General features: G+C 55.1%; 26 protein-coding genes and 1 pseudogene. 19 read left to right on the top strand and 8 right to left on the bottom strand.

From position 1 onward, the window contains the following. The first annotated feature begins 30 nt into the window (after positions 1 to 30). The 3 genes from KBY49_RS10180 to KBY49_RS10170 all read left to right on the top strand — a co-directional run bounded on the left by KBY49_RS10180 (position 31) and on the right by KBY49_RS10170 (position 2,320). Positions 31 to 660 carry a TolC family protein gene (locus KBY49_RS10180; RefSeq protein ID WP_254934719.1) on the top strand — a complete coding sequence of 210 codons (630 nt, stop codon included), beginning with the start codon at positions 31 to 33 and terminating at the stop codon, positions 658 to 660. Between the two features lie 171 nt (positions 661 to 831). Then, the gene (locus KBY49_RS10175; protein ID WP_315857023.1) at positions 832 to 1,347 is read left to right on the top strand and encodes a Dps family protein; all 516 of its coding nucleotides are present in this window, start codon (positions 832 to 834) and stop codon (positions 1,345 to 1,347) included. Between the two features lie 163 nt (positions 1,348 to 1,510). Beyond that, positions 1,511 to 2,320, top strand: a complete 810-nt coding sequence (locus KBY49_RS10170; RefSeq protein ID WP_254934718.1) for a prohibitin family protein — start codon at positions 1,511 to 1,513, stop codon at positions 2,318 to 2,320. A 29-nt stretch (positions 2,321 to 2,349) separates the two neighbouring features. Here KBY49_RS10170 and KBY49_RS10165 read toward each other — a convergent pair whose 3' ends face one another. Then, positions 2,350 to 2,793, bottom strand: coding sequence for a nuclear transport factor 2 family protein (locus tag KBY49_RS10165; RefSeq protein WP_254934717.1), 444 nt, complete (start codon positions 2,791 to 2,793; stop codon positions 2,350 to 2,352). A gap of 143 nt (positions 2,794 to 2,936) precedes the next feature. Here KBY49_RS10165 and KBY49_RS10160 point away from each other — a divergent pair, with 143 nt between their 5' ends. From KBY49_RS10160 to KBY49_RS10150, 3 genes are all read left to right on the top strand, one after another. Continuing rightward, entirely contained in the window at positions 2,937 to 3,131 is a 195-nt protein-coding gene (locus tag KBY49_RS10160) for an addiction module protein (RefSeq protein WP_254934716.1), read from the top strand. A gap of 8 nt (positions 3,132 to 3,139) precedes the next feature. Continuing rightward, positions 3,140 to 3,409: a type II toxin-antitoxin system RelE/ParE family toxin gene (locus KBY49_RS10155; protein ID WP_254934715.1), complete on the top strand. Its 270-nt coding sequence runs from the start codon at positions 3,140 to 3,142 to the stop codon at positions 3,407 to 3,409. A gap of 257 nt (positions 3,410 to 3,666) precedes the next feature. Next, positions 3,667 to 3,798 carry a hypothetical protein gene (locus tag KBY49_RS10150; protein ID WP_254934879.1) on the top strand — a complete coding sequence of 44 codons (132 nt, stop codon included), beginning with the start codon at positions 3,667 to 3,669 and terminating at the stop codon, positions 3,796 to 3,798. Here KBY49_RS10150 and KBY49_RS10145 read toward each other — a convergent pair. The 3 genes from KBY49_RS10145 to KBY49_RS10135 form a co-directional block, all read right to left on the bottom strand. Beyond that, on the bottom strand, positions 3,795 to 4,133 hold the full coding sequence (locus KBY49_RS10145) for a multidrug efflux SMR transporter (RefSeq protein ID WP_254934714.1): 339 nt from the start codon (positions 4,131 to 4,133) through the stop codon (positions 3,795 to 3,797). The two genes, KBY49_RS10150 and KBY49_RS10145, sit on opposite strands and share 4 nt — an antisense overlap. A 118-nt stretch (positions 4,134 to 4,251) precedes the next feature. Next, complete coding sequence (locus tag KBY49_RS10140; protein ID WP_254934713.1) at positions 4,252 to 5,007, bottom strand: carbonic anhydrase; 756 nt, start codon at positions 5,005 to 5,007, stop codon at positions 4,252 to 4,254. A gap of 215 nt (positions 5,008 to 5,222) precedes the next feature. Continuing rightward, positions 5,223 to 5,843 carry a phosphatase PAP2 family protein gene (locus KBY49_RS10135; RefSeq protein WP_254934712.1) on the bottom strand — a complete coding sequence of 207 codons (621 nt, stop codon included), beginning with the start codon at positions 5,841 to 5,843 and terminating at the stop codon, positions 5,223 to 5,225. A 726-nt stretch (positions 5,844 to 6,569) separates the two neighbouring features. Between KBY49_RS10135 and KBY49_RS10130 the strand changes: the two genes are divergently transcribed. The 4 genes from KBY49_RS10130 (at position 6,570) to KBY49_RS10115 (ending at position 12,650) form a co-directional block, all read left to right on the top strand. Then, positions 6,570 to 7,832 carry a glycosyltransferase gene (locus tag KBY49_RS10130; RefSeq protein ID WP_254934711.1) on the top strand — a complete coding sequence of 421 codons (1,263 nt, stop codon included), beginning with the start codon at positions 6,570 to 6,572 and terminating at the stop codon, positions 7,830 to 7,832. A gap of 359 nt (positions 7,833 to 8,191) precedes the next feature. After that, positions 8,192 to 8,644, top strand: coding sequence for a hypothetical protein (locus tag KBY49_RS10125; protein ID WP_254934710.1), 453 nt, complete (start codon positions 8,192 to 8,194; stop codon positions 8,642 to 8,644). Between the two features lie 162 nt (positions 8,645 to 8,806). Next, a complete protein-coding gene (locus KBY49_RS10120; protein WP_254934709.1) occupies positions 8,807 to 9,514 on the top strand; it encodes a pirin family protein in 708 nt (235 codons plus the stop codon). Positions 9,515 to 10,571: 1,057 nt separating this feature from the next. After that, positions 10,572 to 12,650, top strand: a complete 2,079-nt coding sequence (locus tag KBY49_RS10115) for a PP2C family protein-serine/threonine phosphatase (RefSeq protein ID WP_254934708.1) — start codon at positions 10,572 to 10,574, stop codon at positions 12,648 to 12,650. A gap of 192 nt (positions 12,651 to 12,842) precedes the next feature. Here KBY49_RS10115 and KBY49_RS11720 read toward each other — a convergent pair. The 4 genes and pseudogenes from KBY49_RS11720 to KBY49_RS10095 form a co-directional block, all read right to left on the bottom strand. Further along, positions 12,843 to 13,022, bottom strand: a pseudogene (locus KBY49_RS11720) (NADPH-dependent FMN reductase); the annotation flags it as partial. A 202-nt stretch (positions 13,023 to 13,224) separates the two neighbouring features. After that, entirely contained in the window at positions 13,225 to 13,893 is a 669-nt protein-coding gene (locus KBY49_RS10105; RefSeq protein ID WP_254934707.1) for a hypothetical protein, read from the bottom strand. A gap of 326 nt (positions 13,894 to 14,219) precedes the next feature. Next, entirely contained in the window at positions 14,220 to 15,881 is a 1,662-nt protein-coding gene (locus tag KBY49_RS10100; RefSeq protein WP_254934706.1) for an alpha-amylase family glycosyl hydrolase, read from the bottom strand. 178 nt (positions 15,882 to 16,059) lie between these two features. After that, on the bottom strand, positions 16,060 to 16,452 hold the full coding sequence (locus KBY49_RS10095; RefSeq protein WP_254934705.1) for a putative quinol monooxygenase: 393 nt from the start codon (positions 16,450 to 16,452) through the stop codon (positions 16,060 to 16,062). A 137-nt stretch (positions 16,453 to 16,589) separates the two neighbouring features. On the opposite strand from KBY49_RS10095, the gene KBY49_RS10090 reads away from it, so the two are divergent. The 9 genes from KBY49_RS10090 to KBY49_RS10050 all read left to right on the top strand — a co-directional run bounded on the left by KBY49_RS10090 (position 16,590) and on the right by KBY49_RS10050 (position 23,489). After that, complete coding sequence (locus KBY49_RS10090; protein WP_254934704.1) at positions 16,590 to 17,459, top strand: alpha/beta fold hydrolase; 870 nt, start codon at positions 16,590 to 16,592, stop codon at positions 17,457 to 17,459. A 17-nt stretch (positions 17,460 to 17,476) separates the two neighbouring features. Beyond that, positions 17,477 to 18,334: a sugar phosphate isomerase/epimerase gene (locus KBY49_RS10085; RefSeq protein WP_254934703.1), complete on the top strand. Its 858-nt coding sequence runs from the start codon at positions 17,477 to 17,479 to the stop codon at positions 18,332 to 18,334. Positions 18,335 to 18,357: 23 nt separating this feature from the next. Beyond that, positions 18,358 to 18,921 (top strand): hypothetical protein, encoded by a 564-nt coding sequence (locus KBY49_RS10080; RefSeq protein WP_254934702.1) that lies wholly within the window; start codon positions 18,358 to 18,360, stop codon positions 18,919 to 18,921. Positions 18,922 to 18,938: 17 nt separating this feature from the next. Beyond that, a complete protein-coding gene (locus KBY49_RS10075; RefSeq protein ID WP_254934701.1) occupies positions 18,939 to 19,475 on the top strand; it encodes a heme-binding protein in 537 nt (178 codons plus the stop codon). A 95-nt stretch (positions 19,476 to 19,570) separates the two neighbouring features. Further along, entirely contained in the window at positions 19,571 to 19,945 is a 375-nt protein-coding gene (locus KBY49_RS10070; protein WP_254934700.1) for a carboxymuconolactone decarboxylase family protein, read from the top strand. A gap of 6 nt (positions 19,946 to 19,951) precedes the next feature. After that, on the top strand, positions 19,952 to 20,701 hold the full coding sequence (locus KBY49_RS10065) for a cupin domain-containing protein (RefSeq protein WP_254934699.1): 750 nt from the start codon (positions 19,952 to 19,954) through the stop codon (positions 20,699 to 20,701). A 63-nt stretch (positions 20,702 to 20,764) separates the two neighbouring features. Continuing rightward, positions 20,765 to 20,953, top strand: a complete 189-nt coding sequence (locus KBY49_RS10060; RefSeq protein WP_254934698.1) for a hypothetical protein — start codon at positions 20,765 to 20,767, stop codon at positions 20,951 to 20,953. A 48-nt stretch (positions 20,954 to 21,001) separates the two neighbouring features. Then, positions 21,002 to 21,589, top strand: coding sequence for a DJ-1/PfpI family protein (locus tag KBY49_RS10055; RefSeq protein WP_254934697.1), 588 nt, complete (start codon positions 21,002 to 21,004; stop codon positions 21,587 to 21,589). 145 nt (positions 21,590 to 21,734) lie between these two features. Beyond that, the gene (locus tag KBY49_RS10050) at positions 21,735 to 23,489 is read left to right on the top strand and encodes an AGE family epimerase/isomerase (RefSeq protein ID WP_254934696.1); all 1,755 of its coding nucleotides are present in this window, start codon (positions 21,735 to 21,737) and stop codon (positions 23,487 to 23,489) included.

Raw genomic sequence — 23,489 nt, 5'->3', positions numbered from 1 at the left:
ACTGGTTTTTCCAGCCGCTGATCCATTTAGGTGGCTGGCTTTTTGAAGCCCGTTGGTTTATCGGGATGGTCGTGGTGGTGGCCCTATGGCTTGTGGCCGGAGCCAGGGCGGATTCCGAGGGCAGTAAGGGCCAGTGGCCTGCCCCAGGTGGGTCTGCTGCTGGGGGCAGGTATCAGCGGCGACTGGCTGAACGTGCCAACGGCTGGCACCAATCAGACCACCAATGTCCAAGCAAGCGGTAGCGCCTCCGGCAGCTTCTACGACTGGGGGGCGGTGGTATCCCTAAGGCAGCCCATTTTTGATGGGGGCCTCACCCGGGAGTCGGTGGCCCTGGCCCGCCGTCGGGCGGAGCGGGGCGAGGTGGCGATCGATCTGGCCCGCCAGACCATCACCCAACAGGTTGAAACCTTTTATGCCAACCACCAGGCCTCTGGCGCGCAGATGAAAGCCGCTTCTGCTGCGGCAAATGCTGGTGCGGAAGCTGTGCGCGATGCCCTGCTGCGATATCGAGCCGGTGTGGCGCCCATTACGGAGTTGCTGGTTGCCCAGCGCAACCTGCAGGTGGCCCGCTCCGCTGCGGCCGCGGCGATCCACCGCTGGAACCTGAGCCGGGTGGGCCTTGAGCTGGAAACCGGCCAGGTCAGCGCTAAGGAAATCTGAAGCCAACCCCTCCGGCTAGTTGGTCAATTGACCAAGTTCTTTTAGTGCCCAGATTCAGGCAAGTGGCCTAGGCGGAGTTGTCCGTCAGCGCCATGGGGCCATCGAGCTGACAACCAGCTCCCCAGGCAATAGGGTTTTCGAAACCCACCTAAACCCCCAGCTCCTGTCGCCATGACAAACCCTGCAGCCGGGATCAGTACGGCCCCAATCAACATGCCCCCAATCGACATCGGCATTCCCGCCGAGCAACGCCAGGCCATTGCCGCAGGTTTAGGGCGTCTGCTGGCCGATAGCTACGTGCTCTATGGCAAAACCCATGGCTTCCACTGGAACGTCACCGGGCCAATGTTCAACACCCTGCACCTGATGTTCATGGATCAGTACACGGAGCTGTGGACTGCCCTGGATGTGATCGCCGAAAGGATTCGTGCCCTGGGCTGCAGCGCCCCCTACGGCGGAGCCACCTTTGCCCAGCTTGCTTCTATCAAGGAAACCGAGGGTGTGCCGGCTGCGATGGCGATGGTGCATGAGCTGGTGATGGGCCATGAAGCGGTGGCCCGCACGGCCCGCAGCCTGTTTGAGCTGGTCAATGCAGCTGACGACCAACCAACGGCTGACCTGCTGACCCAGCGGTTGCAGATCCACGAAAAGACCGCCTGGATGCTCCGCAGCCTGCTGGAGGGTTAGGGCCTCGTGGGGCGGTGGCTGGTGGTAGGGGTCTTCGGCCAGCAGGTTCAGCAGCTCCTGCACTTTGACCTTGAGGGCTGGAGAAGCCGAGGCCCGCGCGCATGCGGGTGCGCGTGGGCGCAAATGGTTGTTCCTAGGCTTGGCCATTAAACCTGCCCTATCAATGCAGTCGCCCCTTCGCTCCGCAGCAAGCCCTGAGGGTCCGGGATCGGCCTTCATCCTGATCATCGCCGTGGTGCTGGGGCTTGCGATTCTGCTGAGCCAGACAGTCTTCATTGTTCCGGCCGGCAACGTTGCCGTGGTAACTACGCTCGGCAAGGTGACCGGTCTGCCCCGCAATCCTGGCGCCAATATCAAGGCCCCCTTGGTGCAGAACACCTCGTTGTTTGATGTGCGCACCCAGGTGCGACCCGAGCAGTTTTCCACCCTGACCAAAGACCTGCAGGTGATCCAGGCCACGGCAACGGTGAAGTATGCGATGAAACCGGCAGAAGCCGGGCGCATCTACGAAACGATCGCCACCGACGATCAACAGATCTACCCCCGGGTGATTCAGCCGTCGCTGCTCAAGGCGCTCAAATCCGTTTTTTCGCAGTACGAACTGGTGACAATCGCCACAGAATGGAACTCCATTTCCGAGCTCGTGCAGGAGAAGGTGGCAGAGGAATTGCGTAAATTCGACTATGTGACGGTGCAGGGCCTTGACCTAACTGGCCTGCAGATTGCTGAGGAATATCGCGCCGCGATTGAACAGAAACAGATCGCCGAGCAACAGCTCCTACGGGCCCAAACCGAGGTGCTAATCGCCGAACAGGAGGCCAAGCGCTACGAGACCCTAAATACAAGCCTTGATGACCAGGTGCTCTACAAGCTCTTCCTCGACAAGTGGGATGGCCAGACCTCGGTGGTGCCGGCACTGCCCGGTTCCGCCGCTGGTTCTGGCAATTCGGTGATTGTCAACGGAAGGCGCTAATGGTTGGGTTAGACCCCGCAACCAGCGCATCAGCTCACAAAGCGCTTGTATAGCCAGCGCACGAAGCTGCCCACCAATGGCACCGGCGCAAAGGTGGGACCCACGAAATCGAAGTAGTCGCGGTGGTCAACGATGCGGCCGTCGGCACCGATGCGTAGGCGGCTGGTGCCTGGGTAGATGAATTCGATCCCTTTGATCTTCAGGCCCATGCGCCATTCCACGAAGGCCGTATCGCCGTCGATCGCTACCGCATCGGCTTCAAGGAACACGTCATCGCAGCGTTGCACCAGGCCCTGCTGGGCAAGGATGTAAGCATCGACGCCATCCCTGGTCTGGGTGGGGTCTTCAAAGTGCACGTTCTCGGCATACACCTGTCGCCACTGCTCGGCGGTGGGCGGTGGCGTTCCGTAGGGCTTGGTGAACAGCTGCCGCAGGCTGTCTTGATCGAAGGGCGGGGTGAGGGCGGCTGACATGGAGAGGCGCTCTGAGCAGTAGTGCCCTTCATCCTGGCCTGCGCTAGGCACCATCACCTCTGGAGGAATGGCCAAATGTCCCCGCTACGACTGAGTTACCAAGCCCAACGGTTCAGCCGGCACTGCCTGTGGTGAACGACCTGTTGACACTGCCACTGGAGGAACGGCTCGAGCTGGTCCAGACCCTGTGGGACTCGATCGCTGCTGAGCAGAGCGGCCCTGAGCTCACTGATGGTGATCGACAGCTGATCGATCAACGGCTTGAAGCTTTCCTGGCAGATGGGGATCCAGGTCTCGATGCCGATGCGGCACTTGATGCCATCGACCGGTCGCTCTGACAATGGTTTTGCGGCTTCGTGTAGCAGCCCGTGATGATCTTGAAGCTGCGGCCCGCTGGTACGAAGCCCAGGAACTTGGGCTGGGTCGCTTGTTTCTAGCCGAGGTAAGGCTGCTCTTTCAGCGCATCCGCACTAACCCCGAGGCCTATCCCTCCAGCTACCGCGGAACGCGGCGTGCCCTGTTGCGCCGCTTCCCCTATGGCGTCATCTACCTGCCTGTTCCTGAGCAGGGATCCTTCGTTGTGCTGGCGGTGCTGCACTGTGGGCGTGATCCATAACTTTGGCGGCAGCGCTCCGGGGTGTCCCTAGCTCAGGATCTGTAGGGGCTCAGCTGCCCATTCTGACGCCTCCATTCCCCTAAACCCCTGCGGCAATAACGGTTTCGCCGCGTTAAGCAGCGAACACATGTGACGATCTGGCGATATCAACACTTTGTTAGAAGCGTCTGGCTGGAGAGTTGGGTTACGTTCTGATCGCCGTCCGCCACCTCTCAGGCATGCCACCAAGGCGGAAGCAGAGGTCACTAAGGGAAAACATGGGCGCCTGCGATGAAAAACCCAAGCTGATTGCCGTTGGCATTGCCCCTTTGGGAATCATTTCCATCGGTGTGGTGCCCATGGGAGTGTTGAACGCCTGCGTGGTGGGCATGGGGAAAGAGATTATTTAGCTGTGGGCCTTGCCGCCTAGATTTACAATTACAACTCCTGCAACAATCAGGGCTACGCCAATTAATTGGCTGCCGTTTGGCACTTGGCGATAGGCCAAAGCCCCGATTAGCACAATGGCAAGGGTGCCGATTCCGCTCCACAATGCGTAGGTAATTCCAAGGGGAATCACGGTCACCACCCTTGCGACAAGAGCAATGGCACAGCCATAGGCTGCCAATAATAGTGCTGTTGGCCAAGGTCGAGTTAGGCCATCGGAAAGCTTTAGCAGTGCCGTGCCCGTAATTTCTGCTGCGATTGCGAGGAACAGTGCCAGCCAGGCTTGGGTGTCGGTCATTGTTGAAGGGGCTGGAACTTAATAACGGATTTGAGCCGATGGCTAGAGGCCCAAATGCCTGTAGCCGCAGACTCTCAATTATTCCAGCCCTAAATTATTCCAGCCCTAAATTATTGGCCTAATTACTAGACTTAATCACACGCCCATTGAGCTTTTGGAGCGGCCGGGCATTCATTGGGTAGAGTTTTTGGAATGTGGCTAATTGCTCTGCTGAGATGGTCACGGGTTGTTTGAGGATGTAGAAGCGCACGCCTTCGCTACAAGGCGGTGTGGTTAGTGACCCGGCAAAGGTGTAGTACTCCAGTGAGGCAGGGAGAAGCTCCTTCAGGGAAGGCAGATTCACGCTGACGCTGCCACCTTTCTTTGCGGGAAGTTTGTTCCAGAAGGAGGCGAGATAGGGATTGGGGGCGCCTTTTTTGAAGTTCACGCCAATCACTGCCAGTTGGCCCTTGGCATTTTGGTGAACCAGGTGCACGTTGGCGGCGTAGTGAATGCCGTTTATGGCCTCTTCACTGGGGGTATGGAAGTGGTATTGCAGCAGCTTGTAGGGGGTAGTGCCGATCTTTAGATTCCCGGAGGTGTTCACTTGGATCGTGGTGCCGGTGTTAACCACGTCGCCACTGGTAGCTGGGTATTCGGGGCGAAGGGCGGTGGCGGTGGTTTGCTTCACCGTCGTTTTCGACACGATGTTTACGGGGGCTTGCTCAGAGCCATCGGAGCAGGCGGCGTATTTCGGGCTCAGTTGCCCCCATTTTTCCGGAGCGACATCGCCGGAGTAGCCGTACTGGGGCTTGGCCAGCGCTACGAGCGGGGTGAGTGCTACTCCTGAAACGACCAAGGCAAGGGATAGTGAAAGATGCTGGGAAGGCTGCATTTGAATGAAATACGATTTTTGATTCCCTGAACTCTAGAGGGTATTTGCCGTGATGGTTCAATGTTGCAATCTCAGGACAAAGGCCGATATCGGGCTTTAATCAGTTAATAGTTGTTGCTACTTACCGCGCGGAAGTGCAATTGCTATCAGTTCTGTATTCTACTTCGCATGGGGCGATGGGCATGGCCCATGAGGAAATTTAACGGCTTCTTACACTATTGCCAAGTTTTTTTAAATGAGCTGAGCCAGATGCAGAGAAATCCTGCTGAGATGCCAACTAGTGCACCTCCTATACCATCGCTAAAATAGTGGGCTCCACTTACCACACGTGTAACAAGACAGCCTGCTGCCATGATGATAGCTGGCAGTTTAAGCCTAGGATAAAGATAAATAATAATAGTGCTACCTGCGAAAGCTACTGCTGTATGGGAACTTGGGAATCCAATTCCTGATGTTGAAAAGGGACGATCAAGCCAGCTTCTAAAGATATAGGAAGGATCTCCATGCGGCCTTATCCTTCGCACAATCAGCTTTATAATTTCAGCGATGCTGCCAGAAATCATTGGTGCTGCTATTAACATCCAGGCTTCTTGATTGAGATAGCGTTTCCAGCCCGTTAGTGGTTTCGAGCTAGTTGGCTGCGATAGGAGCTGAGCCGAAATGGTTATGAGAACCCAGGTACCAAGGAATCCCCAGCATCGAAAAAGCTTGAAGAGATCAGATTGGCTTTGATGTTCTGGCCTAAAGATGCCGGCAATGGGAAAATCAAGTAAGTGAGATAGAGAAAGAATGACTACCCCATATACAATCAAATATGGCAACTGCTTTGCGCTCATCAACCTAGAAGTAATATATGCGTATTGTTCATCAATTTTAGGCCGGCCTGTCTCTTGCCTATGTAGCCTAGGACACTCGCTAAGGAATTTGTAGCCTTGCTTCTCCAGTAGTGGAGGTGTTAAGCGTAGAAAGAGGTAAGCCAGATCTGATTTATTTTTCGATTCCAGCCAGGATTACGTGACCTTCTTTACTCCCTGTTTCATGCGCAATGGGAGTTTGTGTTTACGAAGCAGCACCTGAGCCTCGGCCAGGGTGCCTGGAGGAGGCTCGTGTCGCATTTAGCCCCTCCCCGGCCTTAATCAATTCCTTCGTCAACCCGCTGCGCTCCCGAACCCAGCCTCCAACACCCCAAATCCCCTGCAGCAGAGCTCTGCAACCAATCTGTGTAAAAAAGCCGGCTAACGGATTTGAACCGGTGGCCTTCGCTTTACAATGATTTTGATGATGACATTGACTGCATTTCAGGTGATCTTGGCAATTTTTTGAGCCTGTTAATCAACTTATTAATCTGCCAGATGACTAACCCTAGTGGTTGGGGGCTTTCATATTATGAGGCTTACCCTGGCCAAATCTGACCAGTAAGCAATCTCCCATAAGGGCCGGTTCAGTTTTTGGGGTTCATGTCGATGTCAACTGCTAACAGGTTGCGGTCTTGGCAGTTTGGGCTGATGCCAGCGCCATTTCAGAGAGGATGATGCGCAGGAGAGCCCCGTTACACCCAGCCCATGACCCACCGCTACGGCCTCGTGTCGCCCCCGGCCATCGGCCATCTCAACCCGATGGTGGCGCTGGGGATGGAGCTGCAGCGGCGGGGCCACGATGTGGTGGTGTTCACTGTGGCGGATGGTGCCCGCCAGCTGGCGGACATTCCGCTGGAGGTGATGACGATCGGGTCGACCCCCTTTCCGCCCGGGGCCGTGGAGAAGGCCTTCGCCACCCTGGGGAAGCTGAATGGGCTGGAGGGGCTGAACTTCTCCGTTGATTTCTTCGGCAGGGAGCAGGTCATGCTCCTGAACGAGCTGCCCCAGGCGCTCACGACGGCGGGCATCGATTTGCTGCTGGTGGATCAGCTGAGTCCGGCGGCCGGCACGGTGGCCGAGATGCTGGGCCTGCGGTTTTTCACCATTTGCAATGCCCTGCCGGTAAATCGTGAGGCCGCAGTGCCGCCTTACTTCACGGGCTGGCGGCCAAGCCGTCGGCCCTGGGCGCGCTGGCGCAACCAACTGGGTAACGCGCTGCTGGATCGACTCACGGAGCCCCTGTGGCGTGATCTGCAGGAACAGCGCAAGGCGCTGGGGCTGGTGCCGCACCGGCGACGAGAAGAGGCGGCTTCCCCTCTGCTGCAGCTGGCCCAGTTGCCCCAGGCCTTTGATTTCCCGAGGGAGAAACTGGCTCCCCACTTTCACTACGTGGGACGGTTGGCGGATCCCTCCGGCCGCGAACCCCTGTTGCGGGATGCCGTGCCCTTCCCCTGGGAGCGGCTGGACGGACGCTCCCTGATCTATGCCTCCCTGGGGACGCTGCAAAATGGACTGCCGGAGATCTTTGCGCAGATCGCGGCAGCCTGCGCCCCCCTGGAGGCCCAGCTGGTGATCTCCCTGGGCAATCCCAGGAGCCAACCGTTGCAGCTCCCCGGCAACCCTCTGGTGGTGGCCTATGCGCCCCATCAACGGCTGATCGAACGGGCCAACCTCGTAATCACCCACGCGGGCCTCAACACCACCCTGACGGCCCTTGGCTCTGGCGTTCCGGTGCTGGCGATCCCCATCACCAACGAGCAGCCCGGCATTGCCGCCCGCCTGGCCGCCAGTGGGGCAGGCCAAGTGTTGCCAGTGCAGAAGCTTGGTGTGGAGGCCCTGCGGGCGAAGGTGGCGGAGATGCTCGGCAATCCAAGTTATCGGGAGCAGGCCCGGCGGCTGCAGGCGGAGAATCAGGCAGCTGGGGGCGTAGTGGCGGCGGCGGATCTGGTGGAGGCCGCGTCCGGGTGACGGTTTACGCGCGCCTTCATGTCGTCGTGGGCCAGCACCGTTCTGCCAGAGCTGATCTGCCGTTGTTATCCCCCTCTGCCAGCAAAGAAACCCTGTTTGAGTTGCCCGGGTGGTTTTTGTCTATGGGGTATATGGGATTTGGGGGATTCATTACTACGTGAAGAGAGTGAGTGGCTTGCAGCAGCTCCTGGAGATTCAGCCAGGGATAGCAGCAGGGGGGGGTAACGCACGCTTCTCCCCCCGCGCTAATCAACCCGAGGGCAATCGATCGGTTTTTAAGGGCTCTGGCTCAGAGGGGTCTGGACTCACGCCAGCGCCTGCCGGCAAGATTGGTGTGCAGAACGCTGAGGAAGGCTTCGATGCAATCCCTTTTGGTCGCAGCTGCCCTGTTGTTGGTTAGCCCGGCCGGATGGGGTGCACCAGCCCACGAACTGGTGTTTGAAAGGGTGAACGGCAACTTTGCTAGCGGCGATCAACGCTGGCGGCTGCAGGTGCGCCAGGGGCCGCTAACGGTTGCCAGCTGGCCCGCAGCCAGTGGAACGTTGAAAGCACAACGTGTTGATCGACGCTGGAGCCCTGGGAATGGTGCACCTCTGCCCATGGGTGTTTACGGCATCGACAGGCCTGAGGCCTGGGGCGGTAGCTGGTGGATTGCCCTTAAGCCCCGATTCGCGACCAGCCGCTCTGCCCTTGGCATCCATACATGCCTACCGGGCACGGGCTGCATCTGCCTGCCCAGCAAGGCTGACACCGACGCAGTGGCGCGTTGGATTTCCACCAAGCGAATCAACGTGCTCAAGGTGATTAGTTAGATATGTAGCCGATTCCCCGGTTTGGTTTTGGTGGACATTGTTGGATTGAATTACGAGGCGCGCAGCGTCTCCAGCTAGTTGGTCAATTGACCAACTTCATTTAGTGCTTAGACACGCTCTCTCCCAAAGGGTGAAGATCTCCTGTGCGTGCACCCCCCAGCCATGACCACCACCGCATCCGATCTGGTGTTCCGCCCGGCCGCCGAGCGCTTCCACAGCCAGCTCGATTGGCTCGACAGCTGGCACAGCTTTTCATTCTCCTCCCACTACGACCCGGCCTGGATTGGCTATGGCCCCCTGCGGGTGATCAACGACGACACCATCGCCGCCGGCAGAGGCTTCGGCATGCATCCCCACCGCGACATGGAGATCGTCACGGTGATGGTGGAGGGCCAGCTAAACCACCGCGATTCGATGGGCCATGCCGAGGTGCTGCGGGCCGGGGAAGTGCAGCGGATGAGTGCCGGTACTGGCGTGGTGCATAGCGAGGTAAACGAGGGTGACCAGCCCTGCCGGCTGCTGCAGATCTGGATCGAGCCCAGCAGCGCCGGTATCGCCCCGGCCTATGGGCAGAAGCTCTTCGTCATTGGCAACGGCTGGACGCCCCTGCTGGATCCCGGCCAGGCCAAGGGCGCCATGGCCATCAACCGCCCCGTGCGGCTCTGGCGGGCCCAACCCGATGCAGGCGAGACGCTCAGTCTGGCGATCGAGAGCGGCAATCAGGGCTGGATCCAGCTGATTGATGGTGCTGGCACGGCCGATCACCATGCTCTGCAGCAGGGGGATGGTCTGGGCTTTAACGCTGGTCAATTTCAGACCTTCACTGCAGGGACTGGCGGAGCCGATCTGCTGCTTTTTGATCTGCGTTGAACGCCGTCAGAGGGGGATTGTCCTCAAAAGTTGGACAGGTCACTAAGTCTCAGGCATGAACATTCAGCCTTCCAGCCAATCGCCCCCCCCAATTAATCAACCCCAAAATCAACCCTCAGCGCCCTTGCGCCCTGCCCAGAATCCCCCAAACCCCTGCCATCACAGGGCTGCAACCGATCTGGGCCAAAAAGCCAGCTAACGGATTTGAACCGATGGCCTTCGCTTTACAATTACTCTCATAATGAGAACGACTGCGCTGCAATTGATTTGGGAGGTTGTTTGGGCCTTTAAGTCAACCGATTAATCAACCCCATGGTCAACTTAGTTCGGCTGAATTTTTCTCTCAAGGGAAAGTTTCTAGCTGTCTCTAGCTGGAGGTGGGCTTATTCCTCCTAAGGCGCCTTTAGCCCCCTGTTTCGCTGATAATGGCTTCGGGCCGTAGGCCTGTTTTTACATCCGTCCATTCATGCCATCCCTGCAGACCGGTTCTGGCCTGGCCTACGTCGAGTGTCTGTTCGTCTCCGACGTGGAATGCAAAAACGTAGTCTGAATACTCTGCATGTTCTAGGGTCTTGTGTGAGCTTGGCGGGCGTTAAACTTTCCATCCAATTACTCATGCGGAGAGTGGTAGTTAAAACTGGATACTGACTTGCTTGGATTCGCCATACTCGAGCCGATCAGCGATAACACTAAGGGCTAAGACTTCCGCTTTTGAAATTGCATCACCAGAGGTACTCTCGTACGCAAGAACTCCAGGTAGTTTCGGTGCCTCGGCGATCCAGCGACCGTCTACTTCTTGTTCATACTCCAAAGTGCAGAAAGTGAAATTCATATTTAGCCTAATTCTAATGCCAGTATACTAATATCCTATTTCGTTTGTCAATTCCAGATTCAACCTTCAGCATTCTCACCTCCTGGCCCCGGTTCCCCAAGACCTTTGCCGCGCCTCCCCGCAACGGTTGAGAATGATTATTGCAAAAATAAGCGAACCCGATTATGATGCAAATTGAGGAGCAAGCGAAATTCAGATTGCCCACTCGCCAAAGCGCTTACCCCCATGGCCCCTATCAATCAACGCCCCCAGCGATCAGATACAAGCTGGGTAACCGATAAGCCAATCATTAAGAATTTAGATCTTAATAAAATTAGGGCTAGAACCCTTGCCGGTCCAAAATCTCTGCGTAGCCAGCTGATAGTAAGCATCTGGGCGGGCTTGGCAGTAATTTTAATTCCGATCAATATTGCCACAGATATTCACTATACAAAAAAGGCGACACTAGAAACCCAGAAACTGCTTGTTGAGCAAGGCTCTTTCGTATATTTTGGGATCACAAAGTGGAGGGAAAGCACAAAGCAGCTACTTGAGATACTTTCATTTGCGCCGCCAATTAGAAAGCTTGATCAGGATGAAACCGAGCAAATTTTTGACCGATTAAATATTCTTTTTCCCTATAGATCTTGGCGGCTCTGGAGCAGAGATGGCGACCTGCTTGTTGGCACTAATGTAACAAAACCTGTCACGAGAAAGTACGCATTTTCCAGGTCATATTTCCTTAAATCAAGGCAGGGGGAGCCTGCTTATGGAATCTACCAGAACTGCATTATTGGACAGCCTTGTTATGTGGAAAGTGTTCCAGTTTATGCACCAGGGGTTAGTTCTGTCTCCACAAGTTCGTCTATTCCCTCCGGAGTTTTGAGTATTGCCATAGGCCTCAGCGATACCCCTAAGGATTCCGGTCTTGGACTTGTTTTTAATCAAATCGTAAAAATTATGGATTCTGATGGCAAAGATAGTGGTGCACTAGATGCGCATTGGAATACACCTATATCTTTGCAAAATAATGACTTTACGGGATTAGAGGTCATGATGGTTAGTCGGGACGGATATGTTATTTTCCCTGAATCATCAGTTAATGACAAAGTATCGCTACAGACTCCTGCGGAAATCTCGAAAGGCCCATGGGGTCCTTTTGTGAAAGTCGCATTGCATGCAGGTGTCAGGGGCAATTTTGGGGAGACGGAATCTGAAGGTAGAGATTACTTTGTGTATTCAAAGAAAATTGATAGTCAGTGGAGTATGGTTGCAATCACTGATAAGGAATCTAGCTATGCAACGGTTAGGCATCAGATTATGGAGCAGCTAGCCTATCAATTAATTACCCTCCTAGGAGCAACAATAGTAATTGCCTTGGTTTGCAGAAAAGCCGCAGAACCGATCCAGCTGGCCGCATCAACAATAAAAGAATTTAGCTCTGGAAATTTTGAGGCTAGAATTGCCACAATTCGAAAGGATGAAATAGGAAAGCTATTTGAAGATATTAATCAGACAGGCTATAATCTTAGGAGATTGTTGACTAGTCAGCTAGAACATGCTGTTACTGATCAGCAAATACAAACGGCAACTAATATTCAAAAGAGTTTTGTTATCGAAGATCTCCCGAGCTCCGAGCATGTTGAGCTAGCCGCTGATTTTGATCCTGCCTACGATATTGGTGCCGATTGGTACGATGCTGTTGATTCAGGAGACATTACATACGTAGTAATCGCTGATGTCTGTGACAAAGGCATTGCCTCAGCCTTGTTCATGTCGGTTTTTCGAAGCCTGATCAGGTATTCATTGTTAGATGAAGATAAGGAGTTGGCTTATCAGGGATTGGAAAGATCCTTAGATGATGCGATTACCCAAGTTAATAATTATATGGCCACTAATCATGCTGGATCATCTATGTTTGCCACACTCTTTTTGGGAGCCTTTGAGAAGAGCAAAAATCAATTGAGCTATGTTTGCGCCGGGCACGAGTCGCCAATTATTGTCAGAGAACTAGGCGTATTGGATGAATTGAAAACCACGGGGCCAGCCATTGGTATTTTTGATGGAGCAAAATACGAAGTGAATACAACGGATTTGCAGCCCGGCCAGCTTCTCTTTACCTATACCGATGGACTTGTGGATTCAAGATCACCCTCTGATAAATCATTTGGCCTAGAAGGCGTTAAGGGCGTGCTAGCCAATGTTGATCCAAAAGAAACGACAGCCAAATCTTTGTTGGATCAAATGACAGAGACAGTTAGCCAGCATCGTGCTGACGCTGAGCAGTTCGATGATCTCACAATGCTGGTAATGAAAATTAAATAGGTTCGGAAGCCAATAACAGTCTGAATTTGCAGCATGGTCTGGATAATTACCACTTCGCGAGGCAGGCTGCATTTGAAATAGGGTATTTAGTAGGGCTTCGATGCTTTCCCGCTTCGTAGTTTGATCGCCACGCAATACCATTTGGCGGCCTGCCACATGGGCACCTAGATGGGCCAATTGAATGCGCAGGGCTGAAAGGCATTCAATGCCGCCGCTACCGGAATGGCTGGTAATTGCAACTGGTTGGCCATTGAATAGGGCACGAAAATCCTCTCCCTGGGTCGAAAGCCAGGCGATGGCACTGGTGAACACCGGTGGGATTGAACAGTTATACTCTGGCGCGCAAATTAGCCAGTGTGATGACGCCAGCATTCGCTCCTGCAGTGTAATGACACCCGCTTGCTAACCCAGCTGCTGGCTTCTTGGCGTGAAAAGTGGCGGCGGATGTAGGGGGAGATCAATTACGTTTACTCGCTTACCTTGCTCGGTGTCAGCGTCTGAAAAGTGATGGGTCAGCTCTAGATTTTTTCGCAGCTCGCTGCTAGTACCAGTAGATCATTGTGTTTGGCCATCTTTAGACCTTCTTAGTGTTTGTAGGACCGCTCTTCGGGTAGCAGGCTTCTCCACGATCGAATAGCTCCTGCAGCTCTTGAAGATGGTTCCCATCGCTGGCTACAGGGCCACGAATGTTGCGGTAGTCGCTTCGGCCCACAAAGGTACCGGTTGGGTCGTGGGGTACACCCCAGAGGGCTGTTTGGAGTGTGGTGGCCTGGGGGGCCGGCAGGGGAAGAACGGCGGTGCTGCCGTTCACATCACTTACCCCCGCGAACCAGTCGTTTACGCCGTTTGCTGGGTTCCAGATGTTGTAAAAGCCGCGTATGTCTTCCCTATTGGGGCTTTCGTTGTGCCAGAAATGCACTGTTCCTTTCGGTGAATACACCAGTTCGCCCTTGCCGATCACCAGGGAACCCATCTTGGGCGTTGGAGCGTTGACACCGGGGAGTTGACCGGGAGTGAGGGGGTTTGCCTCCTGGGTGCCGTAGATTCGAAATGTGGATGGCTCTGTAGGAAGGAACCACTCGGAGGATGCGAAATGGAAGTGGGGCGGTGGCCCCGCATCATTGGGTGCAATGGTTTCGCTGAGTTCGTATAGGCCGCAGGTATCCCCAGGCGTTCTAAGCATCACCAAGACATCACCTCCAGCTGTGGTGAATTGCCTGGGATTCTTGAGAAATCGCGGCATCTTTAATTTCACTCCGCCCGAACTGGTAAAGTCGTGGTCGACTCTTTCAGTGGCACCCCGTTTGAGTACCGCCGTTTGAGGAATTGGCGTGAATAGTTCCCTGAATTGCGCTAGCACGGGTGCCTGACCAAATAAGACCGTGGCTGCTACTAATGCAATTGCCACCATTGCAACTTGCCTTGGCCCAGGCAGCTTCCTTAATTTCTGAGAAATGGATTTCAAGTTTGTGATGATCGATATTTTTCCATGATATTTAGACAGCGCAACGCTGCCCAATTTTGTAAGAGTTCGTATTGTTTTAGGCCTATTGAGGGTTTGCGCTTGGTTTAATCGTCATTCCAGATGCAATCCAGCTTTATTCGGCCTTGGTTGGGTAATAATTGATTTCGGCTCACAATATTTTCTATAACTTCAGCTCTGTTTTGATTCATTACCACAAATTTAAACGCGATCGAGACCCCGGCAGAGGCGTTGAAGGCAACTTCCGCAATCCATGTGTTGCTGTTTACATACTCCATGCCGTAACTCAGGCTGTGGTCCCATTCGCCCAGCTCGGGACAACTGCCTGTGATTGCGATCCGTTGACCAGGCTGGCTGTGGTATCCGTTTAACTGAAATACCCCTACCACCTGGCCCTGCACCCTTAGGCCCTCCACACTGAACACCCTTGCGGAATACTCTGGCATGGCCACGTTGTTGATGAGGCCATTTTTTTGCTCTAGCACCTCTCCAGTGAGCTTGCAGGTATGTAAACCATTTGGCAGGCCAGTTTCGTTCAGGCTAATTTGGGTGGCTGATCCTTGGTTTAATATTACGAGCACATGGCTGTCGCGATAGTGGCGGCTGAAGGCATAGAGACTTTGGTCCACATATCGCTGCTGGTGGTTTCCCATTGTTAGGGACTGGTTTGTACGGCGTAGCTGAACAAGCCTGCTGATTAATTGGTATGGACGGCTGTTCTGATCCCAGCATTCCATCATCGGTCGGTTGTAGGGATCCTCCCCTCCGTCAGTGTTGTTGTGGAGGTATTGTTCTGTTCCATAGAAAAGGCATGGCACTCCGCGTAGTGTCATTAGTAACACCAATGCCAGGTCAAGTTTTTTGGAGTCGCTTACAATGGATAGAAATCGAGGCATGTCGTGGTTGTCTATGAACGTCACCAATTCGTTGGCACGTTTGTAGACCTCATCCATGGCCAATACCTTCTCTATCAGTTTAAACCCTCCCGGTTGCTGGTTTGAAAAGGCAAAGCGAATGGCATCACAGAGGCCAAAGTCCAAGATTGACATGCCGCTGTGATTGGCGTATGCAACTGATCGTTGATCCCAGGGTTTGCTAAACCCGTATTCTCCAAATAGGAATATTTCAGGTTTGTGGCGTTTGATGTCTATTGTGAATTCCTGCCAAAACCATAAGGGCATATGCTTGAGGGTGTCCACCCGAAGGGCATCAACCCCAATGTCTATCCAGGCTTTGATGGCATCTTTGATGTAATTTCTGAAGTTGATATTATTTTCGTTGAATGTGGCTAGGCCACACATTTCATGGTTGATCAGTTGGTATTCATCTTGCCAGTCTGTGATTTCTGGGTTGTGGTGATATAGGTTTGCCTCGTCGCTGTGGAAGTTGGCAAATGGTTTTCCATCATCAAGCACAATTCCCTTGCTCCCATTTATGTCTGGTGAGCTGTGGTTGCAGACCACGTCTAATATCAATTTGATGCCTGAGTCATGGAGGGTTTCCACCAGTCTTTTCAGGGTCTCTGAGCTTCCCAGGCTGGCCGACTCCCCCTGGGGAAGGAAGCGTGGGTTGATCCGTTTGAAGTCGCGTGCCCAATAGCCGTGCATTGGTGCTCGGTTGAACTGCATGTCATCCACCTGCTCAAATAGCGGTGAAAGCCATACGGCGGTTACTCCTAGGGCCTTGAGGTATTCAACTTTGTCGATGATTCCCTGTAGATTGCCGCCCCAGTACTTACCCCATTCCATCCAGGTTTTGTCGAGTAGCCCCGCCCGTTCCCCCCGATCCCAAACCCCTTGCGTTCCTCATTGTCGGCGCTGCCATCGAAGAAGCGATCAACGATAATGAAGTAGATGAATTCTTGCCTAAAATCCACCTCCTTGGTGGCCAGGAAAGTCTGCGGATCATTCATGGAGTTAGCAATCTTTAGGAGACGCTATGGAATTGTCTTGTATCGGCGATGTTGATTACCAGATCTCCATTTAGGTGGGGTTCAACCCAGGCCCACCACTGTTTGAAATGGTCTGTGTTGAGATGGTCGTTAAGGGCCTGTTCGCTCGGCCAGATCTCATCGAACACGTAGGTGCCGGGCTTCTCAATGTCGGCATTACAGGAGTACTGGATTACCCCATCCTCGGCCCGGGTGATTTTGGCCAGGTCCATGGTTTGGTGTTCAAATTCCTGCCTTTCAGTGGTGCTAAGCTGCATTGGCAGCCTGCCGACCACCCTTACCTGTTCGTTGCTGGCGGCCAGGCTTGGCTGCACCCCCCACAGGCCCATTACCAGCACCACTGCCAGTGCCAGCAGTCTGGTTGCCAAGGCCCTCCAATGGAACCTTTGGCTCGGTTGCTTTTGCACGAATACCCATTGGAGAATTTCATTCTTTTGTAGGGCTCTGCTGCAGGAAGTGCAACTTGCCATCACAATGCGAATGATTTCGCTGAGGGCCCGCAACGATGGCTGCTGAGAGTTTTCCTGCCACAGCCCAGCATCGCTACGACCAGGTGGGAGAGCTGCGCTTCCATTCCGTGGAGGACGGCGAAGGCCCCGTGCTGTTGCTACTGGCCGGCTGGCCCCAGACCTGCTTCGCTTGGCGCCGGGTCATGCCCCTGCTCAGTGCTGACTATCGCGTGATTGCCCTTGATCTGAAGGGCCAGGGTGAGACGAGCCTTGCCCTGGAGAGCAACTTCAGCATTGAGGCGGTGGCCGCTGAGGTCGAGGCCTACCTCAGCTACAGGCAGATCGATTCTTTAACTCTGGTTGGCCACGATGTGGGGGCCTGGGTGGCCTATGCCCTGTCGGTGCTCCATCCCCATCGGCTCACCAGCAGCTTGTTGTTGGATGCGGCCCTGATTGGCCTGGCCCCAACGGAGGCCTACATGCCCAGGCCTGGCTCGCGCACCTGGCAGTTCCACTTCCACGCCATGGCCGAGATGCCCGAGCTGCTTACCGCTGGCCGCGAGGCCGAATATTTGGGTTGGTATTTCCGCACCAAATCAGCGGTGGCCGGTGCCATGACAGTTGAGGCAGTTTCCCACTATGTGCAGGCCTACAGCCGCCCCGGAGCGATGACCGCCGGCTTCAACTTTTACCGCGCCGTTGAAGCTAATCGGGCCTTCGCCGAGGCCCACCGTGAGCATCGATTCGAACGTCCGCTGGTGGTTTACGGGGGTGAAAAGGCCACCGCAGATAATTTTCTCCGTTCTCTGCAGGCCTGCGATCCCGCCGTTAGCGGCGGTGTGTTGCCCGGTTGCGGCCACTATCTGCCAGAGGAGGCGCCCGAGGCCGTTGCTGAATTGATTAAAACCGTGTCCCGCAAGGGCTAACCCTCCACCTCGATCCCATGGTGCTGATCGGAGCCCACACCTTTGCCTGGTCGCCAGGTATTACCGATGGCGAGCTCCAATCGCTGATGCCCAGGTTGGCGGGTTCCTCTGTCGACTTTGTGGAACTTGCCAGTTACGACCTGGCCGGTCTGACGCCTGCGCTGGTTAGTCGCCTTTCCGCTGAGCACGGTCTGCCGGTGACGCTCTGTTCAGGTTTACCCAGGGGTCTCAGTCTGGCCAGTGCCGATGGGGCCATTCGCCGTGGCGCCCAGGACCACGTGCGGCGTCTTTTGGAGTTTGCCCAGGCCTGCGGAGCTTTGAAGCTCTCCGGCCCGATCCACGGGGATCTTTCCAGCCCCGCGGCGGAGCCCTCCTCCGCCGATGATCGCCATCGGTTAATTGATAGCTATCTGGAGCTGCGCCACGACCTGGCCCAGGCCGGGATTCCCTTCAGTATTGAGCCCCTCAATCGCTATCAGAGCAGCTTGCTTAACACCTTCGAGCAGGTGTCAGAGGTTTGCCGCGCCGTCGATCTTGCCCACGTTGGGATCCTGGTCGACATTTTTCACGCCAACATGGAGCAGGGCCACCTTTATCAAGATCTGGCCAGCCATCGAGCCGGCACCACCCACGTGCATCTCTGTGGTGCCAACCGTGGACCCCTAGGCCAATGCCACCTTGATTGGCCCGAGTTGCTGAGCTGGTTAGCCACCTTTCCGGCCACCATGCTGGTAAGCATTGAAACCTTCGATCCCAGCCACCCTGTGATTGCACGGCGCACGCGCAGTTGGCGCTCCTTCGGTGCTGATTCGGAAACGATCGTGCTCGAGGGTGCACGCTTCCTCAAGCATCGACTGGGGCTTCTGCCCCCCTGACGACCATTCCGATCCCTTTATCAATGGCTAAGAACTACTACCAGGAGTTGTCCGCAGACTTCTCCAGGCCCGGCCTAGTTAGCACCCAGCAGGGTGAGAGCCTGATCAAGCAGGCAGAGGATTTCATCGCCCTCAAGCAGCCCAGCCTGCCCGAGATCGATGGCAGCTTTAGCCGCGAGCAGATCGAGGCGGAAAATAAGGCCTGGTGGCCCACCCACTGCGAAGCCCTGCGCCGGGCCCGTGGTGATTTGCTGCGTGGTGAATACCGCCAGGATCTGGTCTATTTCTGCCAGGACGGCCCTTTTTATGGTCTAGACCAGCAAACCGAGCGTGAACAGCACTGGTGGGCCCTAATTGCCCAGCCCGGCGTGACGATGTGTTGGCCGATCGTGATGTTTTGGGGCGAGTTTGTGCACTTCGAATGGCACTGCCTCGACGACGCCAGTGGTGAAGCGATTGCCAAGGGCACGGTCTGCTGGGTGCGCCGTGGCCATGCAGGAGGCTGCTACTTCAAGAGCGAGCAGCTCACCTTCTACCGGGATGTCTTCGCCTCGCCCCAGCTGCTAGCCCTGCTCAAAAACCCCTGAGCGCCAGCTCGGCCCTGATGCACTCCCTGATCCTCTCCATTGTGTTGGCGGCCATGTTGCTGCTGGGCATCCCCCAGTTCAGCGCGGCCGCGAACCTGGTGCAATTGCAGCGCCTACCGCTGGAGCTGGCTAACCGCACCGCTGCCGTGGCTGTGGAGAGCTGCCAGCAGAGGGGGGAGCAGGTGAGTGTGAGCGTGGTGGATGGGGAAGGTACCTTGCAGGTATTTCTGCATGGTGATGGCGCCTCTCCCCATACTGCGCAGCTGAGTCGCCATAAGGCCTACACGGCCGCTTCCCTGGCGGCACTGCAGGGATTTACTACCACCGGTGAGTTGGCCAATTCCCTACGCCAAGGGAAAGCACCGATCGGGGCGTTGCCCCTGCCAGCGGCCAGTGTGGATCAGATCACTCCATTGCCAGGTGGGGTGGTGCTGCGCTCGGAGGGCAGGCTCCTGGGGGGGCTGGGTGTGTCGGGAGCCCGCCAGGGGCAGCTTGATGAGGAGTGTGGCTTGGCCGCCGCCGTCTGGCTGGAGCAGGCCTTCGCGGCAGATTGATTGATTCAAAATGTTTGGGTATGCGTTTTGGTGTCTGCTAATACGCAGACAAATAGGCCCATGCCGGACAAAGTGGAAGCGGTTTAGTACCAGATATGTCCCCGCACCTTCCGGCGGATGCTCCCGCCAACGCCGTACTCGACGATCCAGCTCTACAGGCTGCCCTGAAGGGCATTCACCCTGCCTTTGGCGATCTCTGTACCCGCGTGGCGGGTGAGGTTTGGGGTAAGCCCTCGATTGATCAACTCACCAAGGCCCTGATCACCATCGCCATCGATGTGTCTAACCAGGGAATGGTGCCGGAATCCCCCTTCGAAGCCCATGTGCGCATGGCCCTGAAGCAGGGGGCCAGCTTTGAGCAGCTTGAGGAGTTGTTGCTCTTCACCTGCGTCTACGCAGGCTTCAACAAGGCTGCCCCAGCATTTGCGCGGCTAGGCGATATCCGTGCCCGTATCGAGGCGGAGGCCTAATCCACCATGCTTTCCAACTTCTCTGCAGCTCTGCGCCGCCTGTTACTAAACCTGGCCTGCACAGCCCTCTTTATGGCCAGCCTGTTTGGGCTGCCTTCCCTGAGCCAGGCCCAGACGGTGGGTCTTCCCTTTCCCGAATACACCCCCAGCCCCGAGCCCGAATTGATCATCGGCCCCCCCGGGGAGCAATTCACCTTTACCCGCACCGGCCGCAACACTGGCAACGCCTACACGATGGCGGAGGCACTGGTGCCCCCCGGATCGGGACCGCTGCCCCACTTCCACGACAACTACGACGAGTGGTTCTACTTTCCCAACGGTGGCATCACCCTCTTCCTTGACCCAGACCACACCTATAGCGATCTGAGCAAGGTGCCCAACGGCAATGCCCCCGGGGCGGATATTCAGTTGATCGAGACCAAGCCCCAAAGTCTTTACTACGTGCCCCGTGGTCACGTCCATGGCTTTTACAACAGCACCGACCATCCGGTGGAAATGACCTTTGTATGGGCACCGGAACGAATCACCCAGTACTTCCGCGACACCGGTGAGAGCGTTACGAGCTTTCCCTCAGATTTCAAGGTGGATGCCACTCGGCTTGAGCCCTTCGTGAAGGATGCCCCTAAATACGGCATTAACCAGAGCCAATATTTTATGCAGTATCTCCATTCGATTAGCCCCGCTAGCAAGGCCACCCTGGCCGCCGACGATCACCTTGATGATCTCAAGGAGCTACTGGCTGCTCCCCTGAGCTAATCACCGCGGTTGGACACCTCATTTGCCCGCCTGCATCTGCCTACTCCCCGTTAAAAGCAACCCATGACATTTTCCGTTCTTGCCACCACCCTGATTGGAGGTTTCCTGGTCGGTTTTGTTTTCTCGATCTTTAAATTGCCCCTGCCAGTACCTCCCTTGGCGGGCCTGATTGCGGCGGGTGCCTGCCTAGGTGGATCTGCGGCCTATCAATCGATCCACGGCTTGCTTTTGCGCTCAAACTCAAACGGTTGAGTTTTTCTGCCTTCAACACTTAGTTAACATTTTTGATTCCCCTCTGTTATGGCATCTTCTAAAATTCTCGTCCTAGTTGAAGAGCATTACGACGAAACTGAATTTAACGTGTTCAACAGCTTCTTCCCGACCCATGGGGTTGCAGTGGATTACGCCTCCTACCTGTGGGGCAATGAAAGTCTGGAATTTGAGGGCAACGACAAAACCAGCAAGGTAAAGGTTGATCTCTGTGTGAGCAAGGTGAACCTTTCTGATTACAAGGGTTTGATCCTGATTGGTGGCTATGCCATGGATCGCCTGCGTTACCAAACCACCCTTAGTGGCTCCCGCAACACTGCACCGGCGGTGGAGTTGTTACGCACTGCTGTACAGCGCATGGATGCGGGTCAGCTGGCGATTGGTACCATCTGCCACTCGCTCTGGTTGTTCTGTGCTGATCCGTCCTTAATTAAGGGCCGCAAGGTCACCTGTGCCCACAACATTGCCTGTGATGTGGAGAACGCTGGTGGTGAGCTGGTGGTGGCAAATGGTGAAACTGTAGATACCCATTCTGATGGCCTGTTGATTACCGGCCGCCACCCGGGCAGTGTGGATGCCTTTGACGAATTGTTCTTGAGCACAATCCAGGCTCTCTAGCCAGCAATGGTTTGTTGTCTTCCCTCTAGAGCGTCTCGATTTTTTAACCGGATTTTCCAGTTTCCCCAGCACAATGAACAGCCTCAATTTTAGCTTTTCTGATCTCATCTCCGGATACGTCTGCTCTTACGATTCCGCCGCTCGTGTGATCGAGCTGGAAACATCCGATGGCCGCTTATATAGCGCCATTCTTACCGTCAACACCTATGCCAAGCAGACCCAAAATTTGGAGGAGGGTTGGCAAGATCGAGGTGGCCAGCTGGAGCAGTTGCTGGTGCCTGGTCAAATGCTGTTTCTCTATGGCACCTTCTTCCCTGAGCAGCAGACCAGTTTTGAGGTGAATTTCATCGTTTTTGCTGGCGACAGCAAAGACGATCATCGCTATGCCGAGCCCGGTTGGTGGATTCGCCAAATTGATTCAATTGCCACCTCCTACATCAAGTGGCAATTCAATGCCCCTACCGATCCGATTGATTACAGCAACTACCGTACTCTGATCAGCCTCACCGGAGGCAAGAAGGAGGAGGATTATCTGCAGGAGACCGACACCATTTCGCGCATGGTGTACGGCATGGCCTCGGCCTACATGCTCACTGGCAAAGACGAATTTCTTGAGGCTGCTGAGAAGGGTACCGAATATCTGCGCGACAAGATGCGTTTTGTTGATACCGATACTGGCTTGATCTATTGGTACCACGGCCAAAAGGTGAGTTCCGGCGGCCAGGAGCAGAAGTTGCTTGTTTCTGAGTTTGGAGACGACTACGACTCAATTCCTGCCTATGAGCAGATCTACGCCTTGGCAGGTCCCATTCAGACCTATCGACTCAGTGGTGATCCCCGCATCCTTGACGACGCCGAAAAAACCATAGATCTGTTTGATCAATATTTCCGTGACGATGAGAAGGGCGGCTACTACTCCCATATCCATGCGGTAACCCTTAGCGCCCATGAGGAATCCCTTGGCCGCAATAGGGCTAAGAAAAACTGGAACTCCGTGGGTGATCATGCTCCCGCCTACCTAATTAACCTTTGGCTGGCCACCGAACAGGATCGCTACAAGGTGATGCTTGAAGACACCTTCGACACCATCTGTGCCCACTTCCCCGACTACGATGAAAGCCCCTTTGTGCAGGAGAAGTTCTTCGATGATTGGTCGAAGGATCAGACCTGGGGTTGGCAGCAGAACCGTGCCGTGGTGGGCCATAACCTCAAGATTGCTTGGAACCTCATGCGTTTCCAGGCAGTGCAACCCAAGGACTCCTATGTGGCCTTGGCTGAAAAGATTGCCCAATTAATGCCCGATGTGGGTTACGACAAGCAGCGTTTCGGTTGGTACGACGTGGTGGATCGGGTGCTACAACCTGGCCAGCGTTTTCATCGCTATGCCTGGCACGATCGCAAGGCCTGGTGGCAACAGGAGCAGGGCATCCTTGCCTACCTAATCTTGCAGGGGCACCTACCTGAAACCAGCAGCTACAAGAAGTATGCCGACGAGTCGGCAGCCTTCTACAATGCTTTCTTCCTCGATAACAACGACGGCGGCGTTTACTTCAACGTGCTGGCCAGTGGTATTCCCTATTTGATGGGTACGGAGCGCTTCAAAGGCAGCCATTCGATGAGTGCTTATCACTCCACCGAACTTTGCTTCCTTTCTACGGTGTATCTAGATCTGATGATTGAGAAGAGGCCCTTGGACCTTTTCTTCAAGCCCCTGCCCAATGGTTTCGCTGACAGGATCTTGCGCGTTTCTCCCGACATGCTGCCCGCAGGTAGTGTAAGGATTACTTCCTGTCTGATTGATGGTCAGTCCTACTCCAACTTTGATGCTGAACGGCTCACCGTCCAGCTACCCGATTCAGAGACCCGTCTTCAGGTGAAGGTCACCCTTACCCCTAATTGA

The organism is Cyanobium sp. WAJ14-Wanaka (assembly GCF_024345375.1).
GTDB lineage: Bacteria > Cyanobacteriota > Cyanobacteriia > PCC-6307 > Cyanobiaceae > Cyanobium_A.
This window is presented reverse-complemented; position numbering and strand designations above follow the sequence as displayed.